Origin of the sequence: Vibrio sp. CB1-14, assembly GCF_040412085.2 — a bacterium.
GTDB classification, from domain to species: Bacteria; Pseudomonadota; Gammaproteobacteria; order Enterobacterales; family Vibrionaceae; genus Vibrio; species Vibrio chaetopteri.
In genome coordinates this window covers 598,596-620,643 of sequence record NZ_CP115920.1, presented here as the reverse complement: position 1 = coordinate 620,643, position 22,048 = coordinate 598,596, and the positions used below count along the sequence as shown (strand labels likewise).

At 46.4% G+C, this 22,048-nt stretch carries 20 protein-coding genes; 10 read left to right on the top strand and 10 right to left on the bottom strand.

The genetic code is table 11. The annotated features are described in order from the left end of the window. Positions 1-59 precede the first annotated feature (59 nt). The 5 genes from lpdA to ampD all read right to left on the bottom strand — a co-directional run bounded on the left by lpdA (position 60) and on the right by ampD (position 8,272). Positions 60-1,487 carry a dihydrolipoyl dehydrogenase gene (gene lpdA, locus PG915_RS02850; RefSeq protein ID WP_353497784.1) on the bottom strand — a complete coding sequence of 476 codons (1,428 nt, stop codon included), beginning with the start codon at positions 1,485-1,487 and terminating at the stop codon, positions 60-62. Positions 1,488-1,874: 387 nt separating this feature from the next. Then, complete coding sequence (gene aceF, locus PG915_RS02845; RefSeq protein ID WP_353497783.1) at positions 1,875-3,770, bottom strand: pyruvate dehydrogenase complex dihydrolipoyllysine-residue acetyltransferase; 1,896 nt, start codon at positions 3,768-3,770, stop codon at positions 1,875-1,877. Positions 3,771-3,800: 30 nt separating this feature from the next. Further along, complete coding sequence (gene aceE / locus PG915_RS02840; RefSeq protein WP_353497782.1) at positions 3,801-6,479, bottom strand: pyruvate dehydrogenase (acetyl-transferring), homodimeric type; 2,679 nt, start codon at positions 6,477-6,479, stop codon at positions 3,801-3,803. 56 nt (positions 6,480-6,535) lie between these two features. Then, positions 6,536-7,303, bottom strand: a complete 768-nt coding sequence (gene pdhR / locus PG915_RS02835; RefSeq protein WP_112459454.1) for a pyruvate dehydrogenase complex transcriptional repressor PdhR — start codon at positions 7,301-7,303, stop codon at positions 6,536-6,538. Between the two features lie 405 nt (positions 7,304-7,708). Continuing rightward, on the bottom strand, positions 7,709-8,272 hold the full coding sequence (ampD, locus tag PG915_RS02830) for a 1,6-anhydro-N-acetylmuramyl-L-alanine amidase AmpD (protein WP_353498650.1): 564 nt from the start codon (positions 8,270-8,272) through the stop codon (positions 7,709-7,711). Positions 8,273-8,457: 185 nt separating this feature from the next. Between ampD and nadC the strand changes: the two genes are divergently transcribed. The 8 genes from nadC (at position 8,458) to yacG (ending at position 15,524) form a co-directional block, all read left to right on the top strand. Then, on the top strand, positions 8,458-9,348 hold the full coding sequence (gene nadC, locus PG915_RS02825; protein WP_353497781.1) for a carboxylating nicotinate-nucleotide diphosphorylase: 891 nt from the start codon (positions 8,458-8,460) through the stop codon (positions 9,346-9,348). A 269-nt stretch (positions 9,349-9,617) separates the two neighbouring features. Then, positions 9,618-10,043 carry a pilin gene (locus tag PG915_RS02820; RefSeq protein WP_353497780.1) on the top strand — a complete coding sequence of 142 codons (426 nt, stop codon included), beginning with the start codon at positions 9,618-9,620 and terminating at the stop codon, positions 10,041-10,043. A 6-nt stretch (positions 10,044-10,049) separates the two neighbouring features. Next, positions 10,050-11,738, top strand: a complete 1,689-nt coding sequence (gene pilB, locus PG915_RS02815; protein ID WP_353498649.1) for a type IV-A pilus assembly ATPase PilB — start codon at positions 10,050-10,052, stop codon at positions 11,736-11,738. A gap of 16 nt (positions 11,739-11,754) precedes the next feature. Then, positions 11,755-12,981 carry a type II secretion system F family protein gene (locus PG915_RS02810; protein WP_353497779.1) on the top strand — a complete coding sequence of 409 codons (1,227 nt, stop codon included), beginning with the start codon at positions 11,755-11,757 and terminating at the stop codon, positions 12,979-12,981. Positions 12,982-13,023: 42 nt separating this feature from the next. Then, positions 13,024-13,896, top strand: coding sequence for a prepilin peptidase (locus PG915_RS02805; RefSeq protein WP_353497778.1), 873 nt, complete (start codon positions 13,024-13,026; stop codon positions 13,894-13,896). Next, positions 13,896-14,504 (top strand): dephospho-CoA kinase, encoded by a 609-nt coding sequence (gene coaE / locus PG915_RS02800; RefSeq protein ID WP_353497777.1) that lies wholly within the window; start codon positions 13,896-13,898, stop codon positions 14,502-14,504. Before PG915_RS02805 ends, coaE begins: the two co-directional genes overlap by 1 nt. Positions 14,505-14,535: 31 nt before the next feature. Beyond that, a complete protein-coding gene (gene zapD / locus PG915_RS02795; RefSeq protein WP_338163453.1) occupies positions 14,536-15,276 on the top strand; it encodes a cell division protein ZapD in 741 nt (246 codons plus the stop codon). Between the two features lie 53 nt (positions 15,277-15,329). After that, on the top strand, positions 15,330-15,524 hold the full coding sequence (yacG, locus tag PG915_RS02790) for a DNA gyrase inhibitor YacG (RefSeq protein WP_353497776.1): 195 nt from the start codon (positions 15,330-15,332) through the stop codon (positions 15,522-15,524). Positions 15,525-16,007: 483 nt separating this feature from the next. Here the strand turns inward: yacG and rplS are convergent, their stop codons facing one another. The 5 genes from rplS to ffh all read right to left on the bottom strand — a co-directional run bounded on the left by rplS (position 16,008) and on the right by ffh (position 19,639). Then, complete coding sequence (rplS, locus tag PG915_RS02785) at positions 16,008-16,361, bottom strand: 50S ribosomal protein L19 (protein WP_006074418.1); 354 nt, start codon at positions 16,359-16,361, stop codon at positions 16,008-16,010. Between the two features lie 42 nt (positions 16,362-16,403). Further along, entirely contained in the window at positions 16,404-17,153 is a 750-nt protein-coding gene (gene trmD, locus PG915_RS02780) for a tRNA (guanosine(37)-N1)-methyltransferase TrmD (RefSeq protein ID WP_353497775.1), read from the bottom strand. Between the two features lie 35 nt (positions 17,154-17,188). Next, positions 17,189-17,719, bottom strand: a complete 531-nt coding sequence (rimM, locus tag PG915_RS02775) for a ribosome maturation factor RimM (RefSeq protein ID WP_353498648.1) — start codon at positions 17,717-17,719, stop codon at positions 17,189-17,191. Between the two features lie 46 nt (positions 17,720-17,765). After that, the gene (gene rpsP, locus PG915_RS02770) at positions 17,766-18,014 is read right to left on the bottom strand and encodes a 30S ribosomal protein S16 (protein ID WP_031494887.1); all 249 of its coding nucleotides are present in this window, start codon (positions 18,012-18,014) and stop codon (positions 17,766-17,768) included. A gap of 239 nt (positions 18,015-18,253) precedes the next feature. Further along, positions 18,254-19,639: a signal recognition particle protein gene (ffh, locus tag PG915_RS02765; protein WP_353497774.1), complete on the bottom strand. Its 1,386-nt coding sequence runs from the start codon at positions 19,637-19,639 to the stop codon at positions 18,254-18,256. 174 nt (positions 19,640-19,813) lie between these two features. Between ffh and PG915_RS02760 the strand changes: the two genes are divergently transcribed. Then, entirely contained in the window at positions 19,814-20,608 is a 795-nt protein-coding gene (locus PG915_RS02760; protein WP_353497773.1) for a cytochrome C assembly family protein, read from the top strand. A gap of 96 nt (positions 20,609-20,704) precedes the next feature. Then, entirely contained in the window at positions 20,705-21,979 is a 1,275-nt protein-coding gene (locus PG915_RS02755; protein WP_353497772.1) for an HlyC/CorC family transporter, read from the top strand. The last annotated feature ends 69 nt before the right edge of the window (positions 21,980-22,048 follow it).

The window sequence follows — 22,048 nt, the reverse complement described above, 5'->3', positions numbered from 1 at the left end:
AATCAAAACCATAAAAAAACGGCCAGTATTGCTACTGGCCGTTTTTCTTTATTCAGAACTTACTTCTTTTTCTTCGCTTTCGCATTTGGAAGGTCAGTGATTGTGCCTTCAAATACTTCTGCTGCAAGACCTACAGATTCGTGTAGTGTTGGGTGAGCGTGGATAGTCAGAGCGATATCTTCTGCATCACAACCCATCTCGATCGCTAGACCGATTTCACCAAGCAGTTCACCACCGTTAGTACCAACGATAGCACCACCAATAACACGGTGAGACTCTTTATCAAAGATAAGCTTAGTCATACCATCAGCACAGTCAGACGCGATAGCACGGCCTGATGCTGCCCATGGGAATGTCGCCACTTCGTAGTTAATGCCTTCCGCTTTCGCTTCTTTTTCTGTCTTACCAACCCATGCCACTTCTGGCTCAGTGTAAGCAATTGAAGGAATCACTTTCGGGTCAAAGTAGTGCTTCTTACCAGAAATAACCTCAGCCGCTACGTGACCTTCATGCACACCTTTGTGAGCAAGCATTGGCTGACCAACGATGTCACCGATAGCGTGAATATGTGGAACGTTAGTACGCATTTGCTTATCAACATTGATAAAGCCGCGCTCATCCACTTCAATACCCGCTTTCTCGGCATCAAGAAGCAGACCGTTTGGCACGCGACCGATAGCAACAAGAACTGCATCGTAACGCTCAGCTTCAGCAGGGGCTTTCTTGCCTTCCATTGAAACATAAATACCGTCTTCTTTCGCTTCAACGGCCGTTACTTTGGTCTCAAGCATCAAGTTGAACTTGTTCTTAATACGCTTGGTGTAAACCTTAACCATATCTTTATCCGCTGCAGGGATAAGCTGGTCAAACATCTCAACCACGTCAACTTTAGAACCTAGAGAGTGGTATACCGTAGCCATTTCTAGACCGATGATACCACCACCCATGATAAGCAGTTTTCCTGGTACTTCTTTTAGCTCAAGAGCGTCGGTTGAGTCCCAAATACGTGGATCTTCGTGTGGAATGAATGGCAGTTTGATCGGGCGAGAGCCTGCTGCGATGATAGCGTTGTCAAACGTTACTGTTGTTGACTCGCCTTCACCTTCAACAAGGATCGAGTTAGGGCCAGTGAACTTACCGTAACCGTTAACGATGTTAACTTTACGCATCTTAGCCATACCGCCAAGACCACCAGTTAGCTGGTTTACAACCTTCTCTTTCCAGATACGGATCTTGTTGATGTCTGTTTGTGGCTCACCGAAAACAACACCATGTTCAGCCATTGCTTTGGCTTCTTCGATAACTTTTGAAACGTGAAGAAGCGCTTTAGATGGGATACAACCCACATTCAGACACACACCACCTAAGGTGCTATAACGTTCGATAAGAACAGTTTCAAGACCTAGGTCTGCACAGCGGAATGCGGCAGAGTAACCAGCAGGACCAGAACCAAGTACAACAACTTGGGCTTTAATTTCTTTGCTCATTTTGACCTCTTGTAGTCATTATCCCTAACAGGCTGAGTGGGTATTGATTTTCTTTTTTATAAACTTCGCTCAAACGCCTTATGACAACGTTTATAGCGTAATGAGTTTAAATATTTATGATTTCAGACCGCCAACATTTTACAGAGATGTTAATGGTGTGAAAAGTAAATCAATTTAGCCTGTGAGCTAGACGACAATTCACGGGGAATTGTTGTATGAATTTGGTTTTTAACCCCTCCTGGCCTCCCCTTATTAAGGGAAGGAACTTAGGCTCGCTGCGCATCGCTTGTTTGAAAAGGTGATGCGACGCTAGGAGCTAGCCCGTAGTTCTCCCCCTTAATAACGCGGCGCGTAGCCGGGGGAGCTAGAGGGGGTCAGTCAGCTACCTTAAAGCACCAAGCGACGAATATCGCTCAAGCAGCTGTTTAGATAAGTAATGAAACGTGCACCTTCCGCACCGTCAATCACACGGTGATCGTACGATAGTGAAAGTGGCAGCTGTAGGCGCGGTTCAAATTCTTTACCGTTCCATACTGGCTTCATTTCAGACTTAGACACACCAAGGATACCAACTTCAGGTGCATTTACGATAGGTGTAAATGCAGTACCACCGATGCCGCCTAGGCTTGAGATAGTGAAACAGCCACCTTGCATATCTGCAGCAGTTAGCTTGCCTGAACGTGCTTTCTTAGAGATAACCATTAGCTCTTCAGATAGCTCGTAGATGCCCTTCTTGTTCACGTCTTTAAATACAGGAACAACAAGACCGTTTGGTGTATCCACTGCGATACCAACGTTTACGTACTTCTTAAGAATGATGCTCTCGCCATCTTCAGATAGAGAGGAGTTAAACGCTGGGAAGGCTTCAAGTGCTTTAGCAACAGCTTTCATGATGAACACTAGTGGCGTGATCTTCATACCTGAATCTTTCTTCGCTTCGATAGCGTTTTGCTCTTTACGGAACGCTTCTAGCGCTGTGATATCCGCGTTATCCCACTGTGTAACGTGCGGGATCATTACCCAGTTACGGTGTAGGTTAGCACCAGAGATCTTCTTGATCTTAGAAAGCTTCTGAACTTCAGTCTCACCAAACTTGCTGAAGTCAACCTTCGGCCAAGGTAGTAGACCAAGAGCAGAGCCGTCACCGCCTTTGCCAGATGCCGCAGCACCAGACTCAAGACGCTTAAGTGCATCTTTAACGTAAGACTGAACGTCTTCTTTAAGGATACGGCTCTTACGGCCAGTACCTTTAACCTTAGATAGGTTAACGCCAAATTCGCGAGCTAGACGACGAACAACAGGAGACGCATGTGCGTAGTCGTTGTTTTCTTGGAAGTCGTTCGCTTGCGGTGCTGCATCCGCTTTCGCTGCTGGAGCCGGAGCCGCTGCCGCAGGTGCCGCCGCTTGAACAGGAGCTGCTACTGGAGCTGCGCCAGCCACCGGAGTGCCGGCCACCTCAAATACCATGATTAAAGAGCCAGTTGTTACTGAATCACCTTCAGCAATCTTGATCTCTTTAACTGTGCCTGCGAATGGTGCTGGTACTTCCATAGAAGCTTTGTCGCCTTCTACAGTAATTAGAGATTGCTCTTCTTCTACTGTATCGCCAACTTTAACCATGATCTCAGTAACTTCTACTTCGTCGCCGCCGATATCTGGAACGTTAACTTCTTTTTCAGCAGACGCCGCAGGAGCTGCTGCAGGAGCTGCTTCAACTGCAGGAGCAGCTGCTGGCGCACCAGAACCGGCAGTTTCAAATACCATAACAAGAGAACCAGTCGTTACTGAATCACCTTCAGCAATCTTGATCTCTTTAACCGTACCTGCAAATGGAGCTGGTACTTCCATAGAAGCTTTGTCGCCTTCTACAGTTAGAAGAGATTGCTCTTCTTCTACTGCATCGCCAACTTTAACCATGATTTCAGTAACTTCTACTTCGTCGCCACCGATATCTGGAACGTGAACTTCTTTAAGTTCAGCCGCTGCTGCTGGAGCTGGAGCCGCTGCTGGAGCCGCTTCCGTCGCAGGAGCAGGAGCAGCGTCAGCTGCCCCCTCGGCTTCGAAAATCATAATTAGAGAACCAGTAGTAACAGAATCGCCTTCTGCTACTTTGATTTCTTTAACGATACCTGCTTGAGACGCTGGAACTTCCATAGAAGCCTTGTCGCCTTCAACCGTGATAAGAGACTGCTCTTCTTCCACCTTGTCGCCAACGCTTACAAGAATCTCAGTAACTTCAACCTCATCCGCACCGATGTCAGGTACATTAATTTCGATTGCCATTGCTTATTTACCTTCTAATTAAGCGCTGTATTAAGCGTAAAGTGGGTTAGTCTTTTCAGTGTTGATGTTGAACTTAGCGATTGCTTCAGCCACAACAGACTTCTCAACATCACCGCGCTTCGCTAGTTCAGTTAGCGCTGCAACTACCACGTAGCCAGCGTTAACTTCGAAGTGACGACGTAGGTTTTCACGGCTGTCTGAGCGGCCGTAACCATCGGTACCAAGTACTTTGTATGACTCAGTAGGCATGAATGCGCGTACTTGCTCAGCGTAGTTCTTCATGTAGTCGGTCGCAGCGATTGCTGGCTCGTTACCTAGAACTGTTGTGATGTAAGGTACTTTCGCCTCTGCTTCTGGGTGAAGCATGTTGTAACGCTCTACGTTTTGACCGTCACGAGTTAGCTCGTTGAACGATGTTACAGAGAACACGTCAGACGCAACACCGTACTCTTCGCTCAGGATAGTCGCTGCTTTACGTACTTCGTTCATGATAGTACCAGAGCTCATTAGCTGAACTTTACCCTTAGCAGCCTGTTCGCCTTGAGGAAGGTGAGACTCAAGCTTGTAGATACCTTTACGGATGCCTTCTTCAGCGCCTTCTGGCATTGCTGGCATCGCGTAATTTTCATTCATTACTGTTAGGTAGTAGTAAATATTTTCTTGCTCAGGACCGTACATACGACGGATACCATCTTGCATGATTACTGCTAGCTCGTAAGCGAATGTTGGGTCGTAAGAGATACAGTTAGGGATAGTGTTCGCTTGAATGTGCGAGTGGCCATCTTCGTGCTGTAGACCTTCACCGTTCAGTGTTGTACGACCAGCTGTAGCGCCTAGTAGGAAGCCACGAGCTTGTTGGTCACCTGCTAGCCATGCCATGTCACCAATACGTTGGAAACCGAACATTGAGTAGTAGATGTAGAACGGAATCATTGGCAGATCGTTTGTGCTGTATGAAGTAGCAGCAGCAACCCAAGATGCCATTGAACCTAGTTCGTTGATACCTTCTTGAAGAACTTGGCCTGATGTTGCTTCTTTGTAGTAAGAAACGATGCCTTTATCTTCAGGTGTGTATTCTTGACCGTCAGGGTTGTAGATACCAACCTGACGGAATAGACCTTCCATACCGAACGTACGCGCTTCATCACAGATGATAGGAACGATGTTCTTACCGATGTTCTTGTCTTTAAGAAGAATGTTCAACGTACGTACATAAGCCATTGTCGTTGAAATTTCACGCTTCTGAGCACCTAGTAGAGGAGCAAACTCTTCTAGCTCTGGTACTTTGAACTCTTGAGTAAACTTAGGTAGACGCTGTGGCGTGTAGCCTTTCAGAGCTTTACGACGAGCATGTAGGTATTCGTACTCAGCAGAACCTTCTTCCAGTTTTAGGTAAGGCAGTTCAGCCACTTTCTCATCAGAAAGAAGGTCTTGTAGACCTAGACGATCACGTAGGTATTGTACGTGAGTCATGTCCATCTTCTTAACACCGTGAGCGATGTTCTTACCTTCAGCCGCTTCACCCATGCCGTAACCTTTAACAGTCTTAGCTAGGATTACCGTTGGCTTGCCGTTTGTTTCTTTTGCATTGTTAAACGCAGCAAACAGCTTAGAAGAATCGTGACCACCACGCTTCAATTCGAAGATTTGGTCGTCAGTCATATCTGCAACAAGTGCAGCTGTTTCTGGGTACTTACCAAAGAAGTGCTCACGTACGTATGCGCCATCTTTAGATTTGAATGTTTGGTAGTCGCCATCGATCGTTTCGTTCATAAGCTGTAGTAGCTTACCCGTCGTATCTTTAGCCAGTAGTGCGTCCCAGTTGTTACCCCAGATAACTTTCACTACGTTCCAGCCAGCACCTTTGAATAGACCTTCAAGCTCTTGAATGATCTTACCGTTACCCATTACAGGACCGTCTAGACGCTGTAGGTTACAGTTGATTAGGAAACATAGGTTGTCTAGCTTCTCACGCGCAGCGAAAGAAATAGCACCACGTGATTCTGGCTCATCCATCTCACCGTCACCTAGGAAGGCGTAAACGCGTTGAGCAGACGTATCTTTCAGACCACGGCCGTTTAGGTACTTAAGGAAACGCGCTTGGTAGATAGCAGAAATTGGACCAAGACCCATAGATACTGTTGGGAACTGCCAGAACTCAGGCATCAGTTTAGGGTGTGGGTATGAAGGAACACCTTTACCGTCTACTTCTTGACGGAAGTTGTCTAGCTGCTCTTCAGTTAGACGACCCTCAACGAACGCACGAGAGTAGATACCCGGTGAGATGTGACCTTGGTAGTAAACTAGATCGCCACCATCCGTCTCGTTTGGAGCACGGAAGAAGTGGTTGAAACAAACTTCGTAGAATGCTGCTGCAGACTGGTAAGAAGCCATGTGACCACCAAGGTCTAGGTCTTTCTTAGAAGCACGCAATACGATCATGATTGCGTTCCAGCGAATAATCGAACGAATACGACGCTCAAGTGTGGTATCACCAGGGTATGCTGGTTCTTGAGCTGCTGGAATGGTGTTGATGTAGTTAGTGTTGATGCCTGTTGGCATATCAACGCCATCTAAACGAGCTTTCTCTAGAACAGTTTCTAGTAGAAATTGTGCACGTTCTACACCTTCTTCACGAACAACGGATTCAAGTGCTTGAAGCCAATCTTGAGTTTCCAGTGCATCTACGTCATGCTTCATGTCAGACATGGCGATCTATCCTTCTGTTGGTTGGATCTACTTAATTAAAGTAAGCGTTTCTAGTTTTAAGAATCACTATCTTGTTGAATTCGTCTTAAAGAGCGCTCGCGACGAGACGCTTCTCGGGTCAAATCCAACAATGTTTCTTCGATATAAGCTAAATGCGAATGCGACATCTCACGTGCCTTTTCTGGCTGACCAGCGACGATCGCTTCAACGATATTAGCTCGGTGTTTACTGACTTTCTCCACCACCTCAGAGCGGCGATGTAATAGCTCTAAATTCTGTAGAACATTTTGCTCAAGCAGCGGAGCTAAGCTTCTCACAATATGCAGTAACACAACGTTGTGTGCCGCTTCCGTAAGTGCCACCAGAAATGCCATCACAGCTGAAGCTTCAGCTTCCACATCATCCGCTTCCTGAGCGATGCGAATGTTGCTTAGACAAGTCTCGATTTGAGCAAAATCTTCATCAGTACCACGTAAAGCGGCAAAGTAAGCAGAAATACCTTCCATAGCATGACGAGCCTCAAGCAAATCTAGCTGAGTCTCGTTGTGAGAAGATAGAAGGTCTAACAAGGGATCTGAGAAGCTTTTCCAGATGTTCTCGCTAACGAACGTGCCACCGCCTTGACGACGAGTAAGAAGCTTTTTCGCTTCAAGTCGCTGAATGGCTTCTCGAATAGAAGGACGAGAAACATCAAATTGTTTTGCCAGCTCGCGTTCAGGTGGAAGCTGCTGTCCTGCTGAAAGTGTCCCTTCAACAATCAAGCGCTCCAATTCTTGCTCGATAACATCCGAAAGTTTCGGCTGACGGATCCTTTGATAAGCCATAACTATTATTCTTTTTTCTTCTACTTGCTTGAGCTGTTAATTGGTATTACCAATTTATAAGTTGGGGTAAAAATTAACACATTTAAAACACCAATGTCTAGTGAAAAATTGATTCACATCATAGAACTGGCCTTGCGTTAACCTTGATGAAACATTTATAGATTAAAACATCAACACCCATGGTCAGACCAATTACATAAAAGAAACTTACCGGGTAATTTACGTGCTATAAAAATCCTTATAAATCAATAACAAAGAACCTTATTTGTCAGACAAAGGAAATTGACCAATATCAAGAAAGAAAGGAATAACCGCATCACTGGTTATTAATAATTTGAATAACAAAATATTTCATGGCACGGCAAAACGGCCATGAAATCATCATTATGAGGTGGAGTGAATCTTTTATGACAGAGAATTTTTGAAACGACGCCAATCAAAAACGAGACCAGGGTCACTTTTTCTAAGCGGCGCAATGTATTGATGCCCGGTAATGCGTTCACGAGTCATTGCTGGATAACGCGCTTGTAGTGACAAGGTTAAGCACTGCAAGCTCTGATACTGCGCTTCGGTATATGCCACATAATCTGTGCCCTCAAGCTCAATACCAATCGAGTAATCATTGCACCTTGCTCGGCCTGCAAAGCTCGACATCCCCGCATGCCAAGCCCTAGCATGAAAAGGAACAAACTGAACCACTTCACCATCTCGCCTTATTAAACAGTGCGCCGAAACACGCATGTCTTTAATCACGTGGAAAAAAGGATGGATAGCCGAATCAAGCTTGCCAAGGAAAAAGTCTTCTATATAGCCCCCACCAAACTGCCCTGGAGGAAGGCTAATGTTGTGCACCACCAGCAAGGAGACATCCTCCTTATCGGGTCTGGCATCAAAATGGGGAGAAGGCACTCGCCTTGCTCGTGGATACCAGCCTTGCTCATCGATAACACCTGAAACAGTATCTGGCATAGCATCGCTCACCGCGGCTTGATTGGCATAGGTTCTATCTTGGTTTTGCATATATTTTGAGCTCATCTACATCGCTATCGCTTTGATTTTATCCGACGGCCAATAAAATGCGAGATTTGATGCTGAAATTCCGCACAAGCAAGAGTATCATGCCCACTTCGTTCCCCCACTAAACACGTTAAGCGATGAAAAACACACATAACAGCCAAGAACGTCTTGAATATCTAAAGCAGCAACTTCCTTCAGAAATCACACGTGCCGTGGCCGACACGCTTCGTGAAGATCTGGGCGGAACACTGGATGTCACTACAGATATCACGGCAAGCCTGATCCCAGCAGACTCTCAGAACGTAGCCACGATCATCACTCGTGAACACGGCGTATTCTGCGGACAAATGTGGGCGGATGAAGTGTTTAAACAGCTTGGCGGCGAAGTCAGCATTGAATGGCACGTGCAAGATGGCGACAAAGTTGAGCCAAACCAAGTGCTTTGCACACTAACCGGTCCTGCGCGCACGCTATTGACTGGTGAGCGTAACGCAATGAACTTCATTCAAACGCTATCAGGCTGCGCGACAGTAACGGCGAAGTACGCGGCAAAAATCGCTCATACTGAATGTCGCCTACTTGATACTCGTAAAACCATCCCGGGTCTGCGTAGCGCACTAAAATACGCTGTAGCCTGTGGCGGCGGTTTCAACCACCGCATCGGTGTGTTTGATGCTTACCTAATTAAAGAGAACCACATCATCGCATGTGGCGGCATCACTAAAGCTATTGAAACCGCTAAGCAGCTAAACCCAGGCAAACCGGTTGAAGTGGAAACAGAATCACTGGAAGAGCTGCAACAAGCAATCGATGCTGGCGCAGACATCATCATGCTCGACAACTTCACCACCGACATGATGCGCAAAGCCGTTGAAATCAACGCTGGCCGCGCAGCACTTGAAAACTCAGGCAATGTTACTCTAAACACTATCGCTGAGTTTGCTGAAACAGGCGTCGACTACATTTCTGTTGGTGCGTTGACTAAGCATCTTAAGGCGATGGATTTGTCGATGAGGTTTAAGGACTAATCATCCAAGACCATAAATCTGCGTTACGAAAAGCGAAGCAAACAGCTTCGCTTTTTTGATCTCATCACTCCGTGAGTCACTGTTTTTACTGACTATTTATCAGTCAGTGCTAGACCTTTCACTTCAATATCACTCGCATTCAAACTGCAACCTACTGCAACGCCTCTTCATTTTTTAGAACCGTCTCTAGCGCGCTAAGTCATTAACTTTATTGGGGTAAACCTCAAGAGTATGTTTTCCTTGTACAACTAATTTATTAAGGATAAAAAATGAGAAAAACAACAAAACAACAAGGTTTTACCTTGATTGAGTTGATGATTGTGGTGGCGGTGATTGGGGTGCTGGCTACTGTGGCTGTTCCAACTTACCAAAACTACATTGCTAAGAGTGAGACAGCATCTGCGCTTGCAACACTTACAGCCCTTAAAACACCTATTGAAACAACAACTCTAGAGACAGGAGCGTTTCCCGCAGATCTCAGTGCTGCTGGAGTTTCTATCTCTTATGCATTAGGTAACATTTCATTGACACCTCAAAGTAGTGGCGCTGGAACCATAAACATTCAGTTCAGGTCTGGTGATTCTAGCCCTAAAATAGCTACCAATACTCTAAGTTTGCAAAGAACGGACGCTGGGGCCTGGAGTTGTACAACTAATAATATTGACGCAGACCTATTACCGAAAGGCTGTAATTAGGTTTTGATAAATTCTCGCCTTCCAATTGTACTTAATGATGCCCATCTAATATCCACTACTCAAAAAGAGCAATTGGTTGAGTGGGCTTCATTAAATGCAGGTTCAATACCGGAGAGGATTGTAGACTTGGGCTGGATCTCAGCCCAAGAGTTAAATAGCTTCCTAGGAAAGCTTTTCTCTCTCACCATTAAAGAACTGCATGACTACAACCCTTCTGATTTGTGCCAAAAGATAGGCCTTCGCGATACAATCATTAAACATCGTGCTCTTCCCTTGAGCCTCGAAAATCACTGTTTAACTATCGCAATATCCGATCCTACTGTAGTAGAAACTGAAAATGACTTTCGCTTTGCTACGGGGCTGCAAACTGAGTTGGTGCTAGCTAATTGCCAAGACATTCGCTCTACAATACGTAAACTTTTCGGTGACAATAACCTAGACTCCAGCTCAGAAACCAAACAACTCACCTCAGACGATCTCGCCAACCTAGTCCAAGTCAGCGATGCCGAAATCGACAACATCGAAGATCTCTCCCAAGATGATTCGCCAGTCAGTCGCTTTATCCACCAAGTCCTCATGGATGCGGTACGCAAAAAAGCTTCTGATATCCATTTCGAGCCCTATGAGCATCTATACCGCATTCGCTTACGCTGCGATGGGATCTTGATTGAGACCCACCAGCCTGCCACTCAGTTGAGTCGACGTTTGGCGGCGAGGATCAAAATCCTAGCAAAGCTAGATATCGCCGAGCGCCGATTGCCGCAGGATGGGCGTTTGAAATTGAGGCTATCGGAAACTGCTTCGATTGATATGCGCGTATCGACCTTACCTACTATGTGGGGTGAGAAGATCGTATTACGTCTGCTGGATGGCGATTCTGCTAATCTCGATATCGATCAACTGGGTTATAACGAACTGCAAAAATCCCTCTACCTTGCTGCACTTAAAAAGCCACAAGGTATGATCTTAATGACAGGGCCGACGGGAAGCGGAAAAACCGTTTCTTTGTATACTGGACTCAATATCCTCAATACCGCTGAGCGCAACGTATCAACGGCGGAAGATCCGGTTGAGATCCACCTAGATGGGATCAATCAGGTGCAAATCAATCCAAAGATCGGCTTTGATTTTTCGACCGCGCTGCGATCGTTTCTACGTCAAGATCCGGATGTGGTGATGCTGGGAGAGATCCGTGATATTGAAACGGCGGAGATCGCGGTGAAAGCAGCGCAAACCGGCCACTTAGTGCTTTCTACTCTGCACACCAACTCAGCGGCAGAGACGGTGATGCGACTTAAAAATATGGGCGTTGAAAGCATTAACCTCGCCTCTTCACTCTCACTCATCATTGCTCAGCGCCTAGCCCGCAAGCTGTGTCAGCATTGTAAGGTTATCGACCCTATGTTACCGCCACTGCGTCACTCCCTCGCCATTAGTGACGATGAACTTATCTATCAAGCCAGCGAGCAGGGCTGCAATCATTGTAACTATGGCTATTTGGGGCGTACAGGCATTTATGAAGTGATGGAGTGTACCCACGAAATCGCCAATGCTTTGCTTATCGGTGCAAGCATGCAAGAGATAGAAGCATTGGCACAATCTCAAGGGATGACCACTCTCAAACAATCGGGCATTGAAAAGCTTCGAGATGGCGTGACCAGCTATCAAGAGTTGCAGCGCGTGCTCTATTTCTAATCATGGGTTAAGCAGTATGGGTAAAAAGCTCGAACCAACGCTCAAAGCGTTTCACTGGAAAGGCGTGAACAGCCAAGGTAAGAAAGTCTCAGGTCAAACATTGGCTCTGACCGAGCCTGAGGCGCGTGAAACCCTCAAGCAGCAACATATCCAGGTTCGTAAACTCAGAAAACGCAGCATTTCTACTTGGACTAAGCTGACTCAACGCATCAAAGGCAAAGACATCACCATCCTTACCCGCCAGCTTGCCACCATGCTGAGCACAGGTATTCCCATTGTTCATGCCATCAAATTGATAGCTGACAATCAGGCCAAGGCAGAGATGAAATCGATACTGTCGCAAATCAGCAAAGGACTGGAAGCCGGTACACCCATTTCACGCGTAATGCAGGTGGCTAGCCGCCACTTTGATAGCTTTTATGTCGATATGGTCGCCACCGGAGAAAACTCAGGTAACTTAGCGGGTGTGTTTGATCGCTTAGCGGACTATCGTGAAAAGCAAGAGATGCTGCGTTCCAAAGTGGTTAAAGCGCTGATTTATCCAGTCATGATCCTATTGGTTTCACTTGGTGTTACCTATCTGATGCTCACCACCGTAGTGCCAGAGTTTGAATCGATGTTTCGCGGCTTTAATGCCGACCTTCCTTGGTTTACTCAGCAAGTGCTCAATCTTTCAGCGTGGTTTCAACAGAATGGTTTTCTGAGTATTAACCTGTTTATTCTTGCCACTTTTGGCCTAAAGGTCGCTCGTCAGCGCAGTTTTAGCGTGCGGCTTTACACCAGTCGCCTTGTATTGCGAATACCTATCATAGGCCAAGTGATCACTAAAGCCTCCATTGCCAAGTTCAGTCGCACTCTATCTACCAGCTTTAGCGCCGGAATACCGATATTATCGAGCATACAAGCCAGTGCAAAAACCGCTGACAATCTCTATTACCAACAAGTGATTCAATCGATCCATTCCGATATTGTTGCCGGTACACCAATCCATCTAGCGATGCGTCAAGCGGATGCCTTTCCCGAAATGGTGCTGCAAATGGTAATGATTGGTGAAGAGTCCGGCACCCTTGATGACATGCTCAATCGCGTGGCGGCCATCTATGAAGCGGAAGTCGATAATACCGTTGATAATCTGGGTAAGATCCTCGAGCCATTTATCATTGTTTTTCTAGGAACCCTCGTTGGTGGGCTTGTGGTCGCAATGTACCTTCCTATCTTTAACTTAATGACCGTAATAGGCTAACATAGACATTAACTTATTGATTTATTTCCTGTGTAGCCGCAAATGGACGTGTTGATTTATTACCCTTGGTTGTTTGTTTTATTCGCAGCCATTCTTGGCCTTATTGTCGGAAGCTTTCTCAATGTGGTGATCCACCGATTGCCCATCATGATGGAGCGCGGCTGGCGCGAAGAGTGTGCAGAAGCCTTCCCTGAATACAAGATTACGCCACCAGAAGGACGCTTTGATCTCAGCATTCCAAGAAGCAGCTGCCCATCATGCAACACGCCCATCCGTATTGTCGACAACATCCCGCTGTTAAGCTGGCTGTTGCTCAAAGGTCGCTGCCGTCACTGTGACAACAGAATCAGTATCCGCTATCCACTAGTCGAGCTGCTCACCGCCGTCCTTAGCGGCACTGTCGCTTGGCAGCTGGGTTTTAGCTTCTACAGTGTGGCGCTGATTGCCATGACGTTTGTGCTTATCGCGGCAACCTTTATCGACCTTGATACTATGCTACTGCCCGACCAACTAACTCTACCGCTACTCTGGACAGGTATAGCCCTTGCGCTATTCGGCATCTCACCAATTACACTGCAAGATTCCGTGATTGGCGCTATCGCCGGTTACCTATGTTTATGGTCTGTCTATTGGCTATTTAAGCTAGTGACGGGTAAAGAAGGTATGGGCTATGGCGATTTCAAGCTGCTCGCGGCTCTGGGCGCTTGGCTTGGCTGGGCACATCTGCCAGTGATTATTTTACTTTCCTCAGTTGTTGGCGTTGTGTTTGGTTTGATTCAGCTTAGAATGCAAAACAAAGGTTTAGATGTGGCGTTTCCTTTTGGTCCTTACCTAGCAATTGCAGGCTGGGTTAGCGCTCTATGGGGTGATGCCATCACGCACTTCTATTTGGCGACGGTAACGGGAGTATACTAGTGGGATTTGTAGTCGGCTTAACGGGTGGCATTGCGAGCGGAAAAACTACCGTGGCCAATCTGTTTCATCATGAGTTTGGCATCGAGCTGGTCGATGCTGACGTGGTAGCCCGCGATGTAGTTGAGGTTGGCTCAGAGGGTCTAAACGCATTAGCACTGCATTTTGGTAGTGATATTTTGCAAACTGACGGCTCGCTGGATCGCGCTGCACTTAGGGCGCGCATCTTTGCCAATGATGAAGAAAAACAGTGGGTAAACAACTTACTGCATCCGATGATCCGCCAGCAGATGCAGCAGCGTCTTAATGCCTCAACCAGCCCATATACCTTACTCGTGGTACCGCTGCTTATCGAGAACGGCTTGCAGAGCATGGCTGATCGCGTGCTTGTGGTCGATGTTGCCGCTGACACACAAATTTACCGAACAATGACACGTGACGGGGTGCCCGAACAACAGGTGCGTTCTATACTCAAAGCACAAGTCGATAGAGATACCCGACTAATGCATGCAGATGATGTGATTGATAATAATACTGATAACGCTCAACTTTTGCCCCAAGTCACACAATTGCACCAAAAGTACCTAGCATTATGCGGTAAAAATCGGTGAAAATAGCAAGGAAGCGTTTAAAGGCTAGCACATGATCACAAATAGATTCGAACACCCTCTTAACGAAAAAACCAGAATATATCTAAGAGTTGAATCTCTACTGAGACAGCTACAGCATTCCTCGTCTTTTTCAGATAACTACCAGCACCAGATCTTCTTTAAATCTCTGTTTGATTTATTAGAGATTTTTGAGCAGATCCAGCTTAAAAGCGAGCTGGCTAAGGATCTTGAAAAGCAGAGGCAAACCTATCGAGCCTGGCTCAACATCGACGATGTCGATCAAGAGATGCTTGGGTCGATCCTAGGCGATCTCGATAGCGTTCACCGCGAACTGATGGGCGCAGAACGTTTCGGTCAGTCCTTTAAAGAAGACCGATTCTTAAGTGCGATTCGTCAGCGTTTTGGTCTGCCAGGCGGCGCCTGCTGTTTTGATTTGCCAACACTGCACCATTGGCTGCACTTGCCTATCGACAAGCGTATGCATGATGCTGAAATGTGGCTGACATCACTCAAGCCACTGATGAACGCACTGCACTTGTGGCTAAAACTCACTCGCGAAACCGGCCGCTTTAAACCGCAAATAGCGCGTTCAGGCCTGCTTCAAAGTGAAGCTGAAGAGGCGAATATCATCAGACTCAATATTCCAATGCATTACGGCGTTTACCCAATGGTATCAGGCCATAAGAGCCGCTTTACGGTGAAGTTTATTGCTTTTGAGTCTGGGCAAGCCTACCCTAACGATGTTGAATTTGAATTAGCGATTTGCAGTTAACTGCCCACTCATTTAACTGCAAACTCAGTGAACTGTCACACTCAGGAATTATTATGAGTAAACCAACTGTTGTCCCATGCCCACAATGTCAAACAGACGTGGTATGGGGTGAAGAGAGCCCGTTTCGTCCATTCTGCTCTAAGCAGTGCCAAATGATTGATTTTGGTGAATGGGCGGATGAAGAGAACACCATTCCGGGTGCTCCCGATATGTCGGACAGCGATGGCTGGTCAGAAGACAATTACTAACCACGTGGGATGCCTTGTCCCAATTAGAGCTATCGTAATCCCTACCAATCTATAGTCATCCCGACCTAAATTATCGTCATCCCTGCGTAGGCAGGGATCTTATTGAAGCGTTCACCATTAAATAGATTCCTGCCTGCGCAGGAATGACACACATTGTGAGCACAATAACTCAAAACTATCGGCATCCCTGCGTAGGCAGGGATCTTATTGAAGCGTTCACCAAGCCTTAAATAGATTCCTGCCTGCGCAGGAATGACACACGTTGTGAGCACAATAACTCAAAATTATCGGCATCCCTGCGTAGGCAGGGATCTTATTGAAGCGTTCACCAAGCCTTAAGTAGATTCCTGCCTGCGTAAGCGCACGGCCAGTACGTGCAAGTCAATAAAAGACACAACATTAACGTTCTTCCTTTGCTTCAAACACAAAAAAAGCGGAGTCCAAGGACTCCGCTTAATATTTGAGAACGCTAGTAAAATAGCATTACTTCTTAGCAAGTTTCTCTTTGATACGAGCAGACTTACCAGAACGCTCACGTAGGTAGTACAACTTGGCACGACGTACTGCACCACGGCGTTTAACTTCGATGCTATCAACCATTGGAGAGTGAGTTTGGAACGTACGCTCAACACCTTCGCCGTTCGAGATCTTACGAACAGTGAAAGCAGAGTGAAGACCACGGTTACGGATAGCGATTACAACGCCTTCGTAAGCCTGTAGACGCTCACGGTCACCTTCTTTTACTTTAACCTGAACTACAACAGTATCACCTGGTGCAAATTTAGGTAGGCCTGATTTCATTTGCTCTTCTTCAAGAGCCTTGATGATGTTACTCATGTTCTTAAATTCCTAGAATAAACTGATACTAAATTAAATAGGTTACTTGCTGTTATTTCGAGTTTCTTTAATGAACTCGGCAAGTAATTGTTCCTGTTCGTCAGTCAGAGCTAGGTTTTCCAGGAGCTCCGGTCTTCTTAGCCAAGTACGGCCTAACGACTGTTTTAGTCGCCAGCGACGAATATCCTTGTGGTTACCAGACTTGAGGACACTTGGTACCTCTAAATCTTCTAACACTTCAGGGCGCGTAAAGTGCGGACAATCGAGTAAGCCATTAGCAAAAGAATCTTCTTCTGCTGAAGCAAAATCGCCTAGTACTCCCGGAACAAACCGTGAGACTGAGTCGATTAGCGTCATGGCTGGGATTTCCCCACCTGTCATCACAAAATCTCCGATTGACCATTCTTCGTCAACTTCAGTTTGGATGATGCGCTCATCTACCCCTTCGTAGCGTCCACAAATCAACACAAGGTTGTCGTTTTTCGCTAGTTCTTCTACCCCAGTTTGGTCGAGTTTACGACCTTGAGGAGAAAGGTAAATGACTTTCGTCTTACCCGGTGATGCCTGTTTGGCTGCGTGAATGGCATCGCGCAATGGCTGAACCATCATCAACATGCCAGGACCACCACCGTAAGGTCTATCATCGACAGTGCGATGTTTGTCGTGAGTGAAATCACGAGGATTCCATGTCTCAATCGACAGTAGACCTTTTTTAACCGCTTGACCTGTTACTCCATAATCAGTAACGCTGCGGAACATGTCTGGAAACAGGCTAATTACGCCAACCCACATCTGTTCTCTCGCTCTATTAAGTTACTAAAAATGAATTAGAATCCAGGATCCCAGTCAACTTCGATCCGTTGAGCTTCGCGATCAACATTCTTGATCACTTGCTCTTCAAGGTACGGTACTAACCGTTCCTTTTGCCCAAAAGCATCTTTCAGATTTGCTTTCACAACCAAAACATCGTTCGAACCAGTTTCCATGATGTCAGTTACTTCCCCGAGGTCATAACCTTTCGTGGTCACTACTTTCATTCCGAACAATTCGCGCCAGTAGAATTCATCTTCTGACAGCTCTGGTAGCACAGCTGGGTCGATTGCAATCTCAAAGTTGGTCAGTAGGTGAGCTTCTTCACGAATCTCAAGACCTTCTAGTTTACACACCATACCTTTGTTATGGCGCTTCCAACTTTCGACTTTGTACTCTACCCATTCACCCTTTTGGTTAATATACCAAGGGCTGTAATCGAAAATACTTTCAGGATTGTCTGTGTAGGTAAACACCTTAAGCCATCCGCGAATGCCGTAAGTAGAACCAAATTTACCTACAACAATTCTTTCGTCTTGATTGCTCATTGTGTCTTTACCTTTCATCGACGACATACTGCTTACTTAACTAGAATTAAGCCGCTTTTTGAGCGTCTTTAACTAGCTTAGCAACGCGGTCAGAAACTGTTGCGCCTTGACCAACCCAGTGGTTAACGCGCTCTAGGTCTAGACGTAGACCTTCTTCTTGACCAGTAGCAGTAGGGTTAAAGAAACCCACTTTCTCGATGAAACGGCCAGTTGCTGCATTGCGGCTGTCCGCTACTACGATTTGATAGAATGGACGCTTCTTAGCGCCGTGACGTGCCAAACGAATGGTAACCATATCGTCCTCTTTGCTTTCTCAATAATAAAAATGACCTCAGAAATGTTTCTCTAATGAGCAACCTGAGGTCTCGTGCCAAAATAAAGCCTCGGAATTTTACTCTTATTCCGAGGCATTGCAAGGGGTTTAGCTATTTTTTCACCAGTTTTCGGGCACTGATGAAGATGTGAGCTGGGTAACAGTTTGAAAGATCAATGAGTTGCTTTCAGTCGCTCTGCTACCCTGCGCGAATCGCAAGACTATCGGCCAAACGGATTACCACCGCCGCCCATACCGCCCATGCTACCCATCATACCCTGCATATTACGCATCATGCCGCGCATGCCACCTTTCTGCATTTTCTTCATCATCTTCTGCATTTGGGTGAATTGCTTAAGCAGACGGTTCACATCTTGTACCTGAGTACCAGAACCTGCCGCGATACGTTTTTTACGAGAGCCTTTGATGAGTTCAGGACGCTGACGCTCTTTCATTGTCATCGAGTTAATGATGGCTTCCATCTGCTTGAACATCTTGTCGTCAACTTTATCTTTGACGTTGTCTGGAAGGTTAGACATGCCTGGAAGCTTGTCCATCATGCCCATCATGCCGCCCATGTTCTGCATCTGACCAAGCTGCTCACGGAAGTCTTCAAGGTCAAAACCTTTCTTCTCCTTGAACTTCTTCGCCATCTTTTCTGCTTTCTCAGTATCGACATTACGCTGAAGGTCTTCGATAAGAGAAAGTACGTCACCCATACCCAGGATACGTGAAGCCACGCGGTCTGGGTGGAACGGTTCTAGTGCGTCGGTCTTCTCACCTACACCCAAGAACTTAATTGGTTTGCCTGTAATATGGCGAACAGACAGTGCCGCACCACCACGAGCATCACCATCCACCTTAGTCAGAACCACACCAGTTAGTGGCAGTGCATCACCAAAAGCTTTGGCTGTGTTCGCCGCATCTTGACCTGTCATGGCATCAACCACGAACAAGGTTTCAACTGGGGTGATTGCCGCATGAAGCTGCTGGATTTCATCCATCATTTCATGGTCAACCGCTAAGCGACCTGCGGTATCGACAATCAGTACGTCGTAGAATTTCTTCTTAGCGTGCTCGATTGCAGCATTAGCAATATCGATAGGCTTTTGATCGGCTGTCGATGGGAAGAAGTCCACACCCACATCACCAGCTAGCGTTTCAAGCTGCTTGATTGCCGCTGGACGGTAAACGTCGGCAGACACAACCAATACTTTCTTTTTCTCGCGCTCGTTTAGAAGCTTAGAGAGCTTGCCCACACTGGTGGTTTTACCGGCACCTTGTAGACCCGCCATAAGAATGACAGCTGGCGGCTGCGCAGCAAGGTCAAGCGCTTCATTCGATTCACCCATGACTTGCTCAAGCTCAGCTTGAACAATCTTGATGAACTCCTGACCTGGCGTGAGTGATTTAGACACCTCAACACCAACAGCGCGCTCTTTAACACCTTTGATAAACTCACGAACAACTGGCAGAGCGACGTCCGCCTCAAGTAGCGCCATACGAACTTCGCGTAGCGTGTCTTTGATGTTGTCTTCGGTCAGACGACCTTTACCGCTGATGTTCTTCAGCGTTTTGGATAGACGATCCGTTAAATTCTCAAACATTTCTTTCTCTTCGCTTCAAACTGGGCGATCAATTGCAGTGAGTATACCTTAGCCAGCAGTGAGAGTCATATCTAACAAGATCAAATACGAGTCAATAGTTTTTACATCTGACGTAGCCCAATAGGACGATGCAGGGTATAATTCGTGCTCTAAGCAATCGATTTTTTAGGAAAAATGGACAGTTTAATCGCAATTGCGGCCGCCATACTTTATGGCTTGGCCATCGCAACAATCATCCCAGGCTTGGTAAATCAGGTCGGGATCCGTACGAAAACTGTTCTGGTTAGTGCTGTTCTCGCGCTGACGTTTCACGCAGTATTGCTCAGCGACTTAATCTTCAGTGGCACCGGCCAGAACCTAAGTATTCTTAACGTCGCTTCACTGATTAGCTTCATAATCTCGCTATTTATGAGCGTCGCGATGGTGAAAACTCGTATTTGGTTCTTGCTTCCTGTGGTCTACAGCTTCGCGGCTATCAACCTAAGCGCAGCTACATTTGTACCGACGGCCTTTATCACGCACCTCGAGCACAACCCGAAACTGTTGATTCACATTTCACTGGCACTGTTCTCTTACTCAACGCTGTCTATTGGCGCACTGTATGCACTGCAACTGGCGTGGCTTGATCACAAGCTTAAAAACAAGAAAGCGCTAACGATCAACCCTAACCTTCCTCCATTAATGATGGTGGAAAGACAACTTTTCAATATCATCTTGATCGGTACCGCCTTATTAACCGCTACCTTGATCACAGGTTTTGTATTTGTCCAAGATATGTTTGCTCAAGGTAAGGCGCATAAAGGCATTTTGTCCTTCATGGCGTGGATTGTTTATTCTGTGCTGCTTTGGGGTCACTATCAAAAAGGCTGGCGCGGCAAAAAAGTCACATGGTTCGCTGTCGCGGGCGCCACACTTCTCACGCTCGCTTATTTTGGCAGCCGCTTTGTAAGAGAGATCATCTTGAACTAAGTCGACCTTAGACGCACTACAACTAAAGGCGCGTTGACAATAGGGATTAAGTAGTTCATAAATTAACCAGCTATTTACTAAAGGAATTCTAGGGCATTGGACGACATTTCGACCGGTATTTTATTTGCAATCCTTGCAGGTCTAATTGTAATTTCCGGCTATTTTTCGGGTTCAGAGACAGGGATGATGTCTTTGAACCGATACAGACTTAAACACTTATCTAAAACAGGCCACAAAGGTGCAAAGCGCGTTGAGAAACTGCTGAGCCGCCCTGACCGACTCATCGGCCTGATCCTAATCGGAAATAACCTAGTTAATATATTGGCGTCTGCAATCGCTACGGTACTTGGCCTGCGTCTATTTGGTGACTTAGGTGTCGCAATCGCAACCGGTGCACTGACCATGGTCATCTTGGTGTTTGCGGAAGTAACACCAAAAACGCTTGCCGCTCTCTATCCAGAGCGAGTGTCGTTTATGAGCAGTATCGTACTCACTATCCTGATGAAGCTGCTTTCGCCTCTGGTTATCTTGGTTAACTTCATTACTAACGGCTTTATCCGCCTGCTTGGGCTTCGGGTCGATCATAACGATGAAGACCATTTGAGCTCGGAAGAGCTGCGCACCGTGGTAAATGAGGCGGGCTCGCTTATCCCTCGTCGTCACCAAGATATGCTGATTTCGATCCTCGATCTTGAGCATGTGACCGTGAATGACATCATGATCCCGCGCAATGAGATCACCGGCATCAACATTAATGATGACTGGAAATCGATAGTTCGCCAGTTAACACACTCTCCTCATGGCCGTGTAGTACTTTATCGTGACCAAATCGACGAAGTGGTAGGGATGATAAGGCTACGTGAGTCGTATCGTTTGATGCTGGAGAAAAACGAGTTCACTAAAGAAACCCTACTTCGCAGTGCTGATGAGGTGTACTTCATTCCGGAAGGGACACCACTCAACGTGCAGATGCTCAAGTTCCAGCGCAACAAAGAACGCATTGGTCTCATTGTTGACGAATATGGCGATATTAACGGTCTAGTGACGCTTGAAGACATTCTGGAAGAGATCGTCGGTGAGTTCACCACATCCATGGCACCAACATTGTCCGATGAAATCACACCGCAAGGTGATGGCAGCTTCCTAATTGAAGGCAGTGCCAACATCCGTGATATCAACAAAGGTCTAAAATGGACGCTACCGACCGACGGACCGCGCACGCTAAATGGCCTTATCTTAGAATACTTAGAAGATATTCCTGAGAGTCACCTAAGTGTACAAGTTGCTGAGCATCAGATGGAAATTGTTGAGCTAGAAGAGAACCGCATCAAGATGGTAAAGGTTTTCCCAAAAGCGAAAAACAAGAGTTAATCAGCAAACTCAATACCGCTATCAAGACACTATGAACACATAAACAAACGGCACCGAAAGGTGCCGTTT

What these genes read in the sequence shown, in the direction of transcription:
- lpdA (WP_353497784.1), bottom strand. Translation starts at nt 1,487, where the DNA reads ATGAGCAAAGAAATTAAAGCCCAAGTTGTTGTACTTGGTTCTGGTCCT.
- aceF (WP_353497783.1), bottom strand. Translation starts at nt 3,770, where the DNA reads ATGGCAATCGAAATTAATGTACCTGACATCGGTGCGGATGAGGTTGAA.
- aceE (WP_353497782.1), bottom strand. Translation starts at nt 6,479, where the DNA reads ATGTCTGACATGAAGCATGACGTAGATGCACTGGAAACTCAAGATTGG.
- pdhR (WP_112459454.1), bottom strand. Translation starts at nt 7,303, where the DNA reads ATGGCTTATCAAAGGATCCGTCAGCCGAAACTTTCGGATGTTATCGAG.
- ampD (WP_353498650.1), bottom strand. Translation starts at nt 8,272, where the DNA reads ATGCCAGATACTGTTTCAGGTGTTATCGATGAGCAAGGCTGGTATCCA.
- nadC (WP_353497781.1), top strand. Translation starts at nt 8,458, where the DNA reads ATGAAAAACACACATAACAGCCAAGAACGTCTTGAATATCTAAAGCAG.
- PG915_RS02820 (WP_353497780.1), top strand. Translation starts at nt 9,618, where the DNA reads ATGAGAAAAACAACAAAACAACAAGGTTTTACCTTGATTGAGTTGATG.
- PG915_RS02810 (WP_353497779.1), top strand. Translation starts at nt 11,755, where the DNA reads ATGGGTAAAAAGCTCGAACCAACGCTCAAAGCGTTTCACTGGAAAGGC.
- PG915_RS02805 (WP_353497778.1), top strand. Translation starts at nt 13,024, where the DNA reads ATGGACGTGTTGATTTATTACCCTTGGTTGTTTGTTTTATTCGCAGCC.
- zapD (WP_338163453.1), top strand. Translation starts at nt 14,536, where the DNA reads ATGATCACAAATAGATTCGAACACCCTCTTAACGAAAAAACCAGAATA.
- yacG (WP_353497776.1), top strand. Translation starts at nt 15,330, where the DNA reads ATGAGTAAACCAACTGTTGTCCCATGCCCACAATGTCAAACAGACGTG.
- rplS (WP_006074418.1), bottom strand. Translation starts at nt 16,361, where the DNA reads ATGAGTAACATCATCAAGGCTCTTGAAGAAGAGCAAATGAAATCAGGC.
- trmD (WP_353497775.1), bottom strand. Translation starts at nt 17,153, where the DNA reads ATGTGGGTTGGCGTAATTAGCCTGTTTCCAGACATGTTCCGCAGCGTT.
- rimM (WP_353498648.1), bottom strand. Translation starts at nt 17,719, where the DNA reads ATGAGCAATCAAGACGAAAGAATTGTTGTAGGTAAATTTGGTTCTACT.
- rpsP (WP_031494887.1), bottom strand. Translation starts at nt 18,014, where the DNA reads ATGGTTACCATTCGTTTGGCACGTCACGGCGCTAAGAAGCGTCCATTC.
- ffh (WP_353497774.1), bottom strand. Translation starts at nt 19,639, where the DNA reads ATGTTTGAGAATTTAACGGATCGTCTATCCAAAACGCTGAAGAACATC.
- PG915_RS02760 (WP_353497773.1), top strand. Translation starts at nt 19,814, where the DNA reads ATGGACAGTTTAATCGCAATTGCGGCCGCCATACTTTATGGCTTGGCC.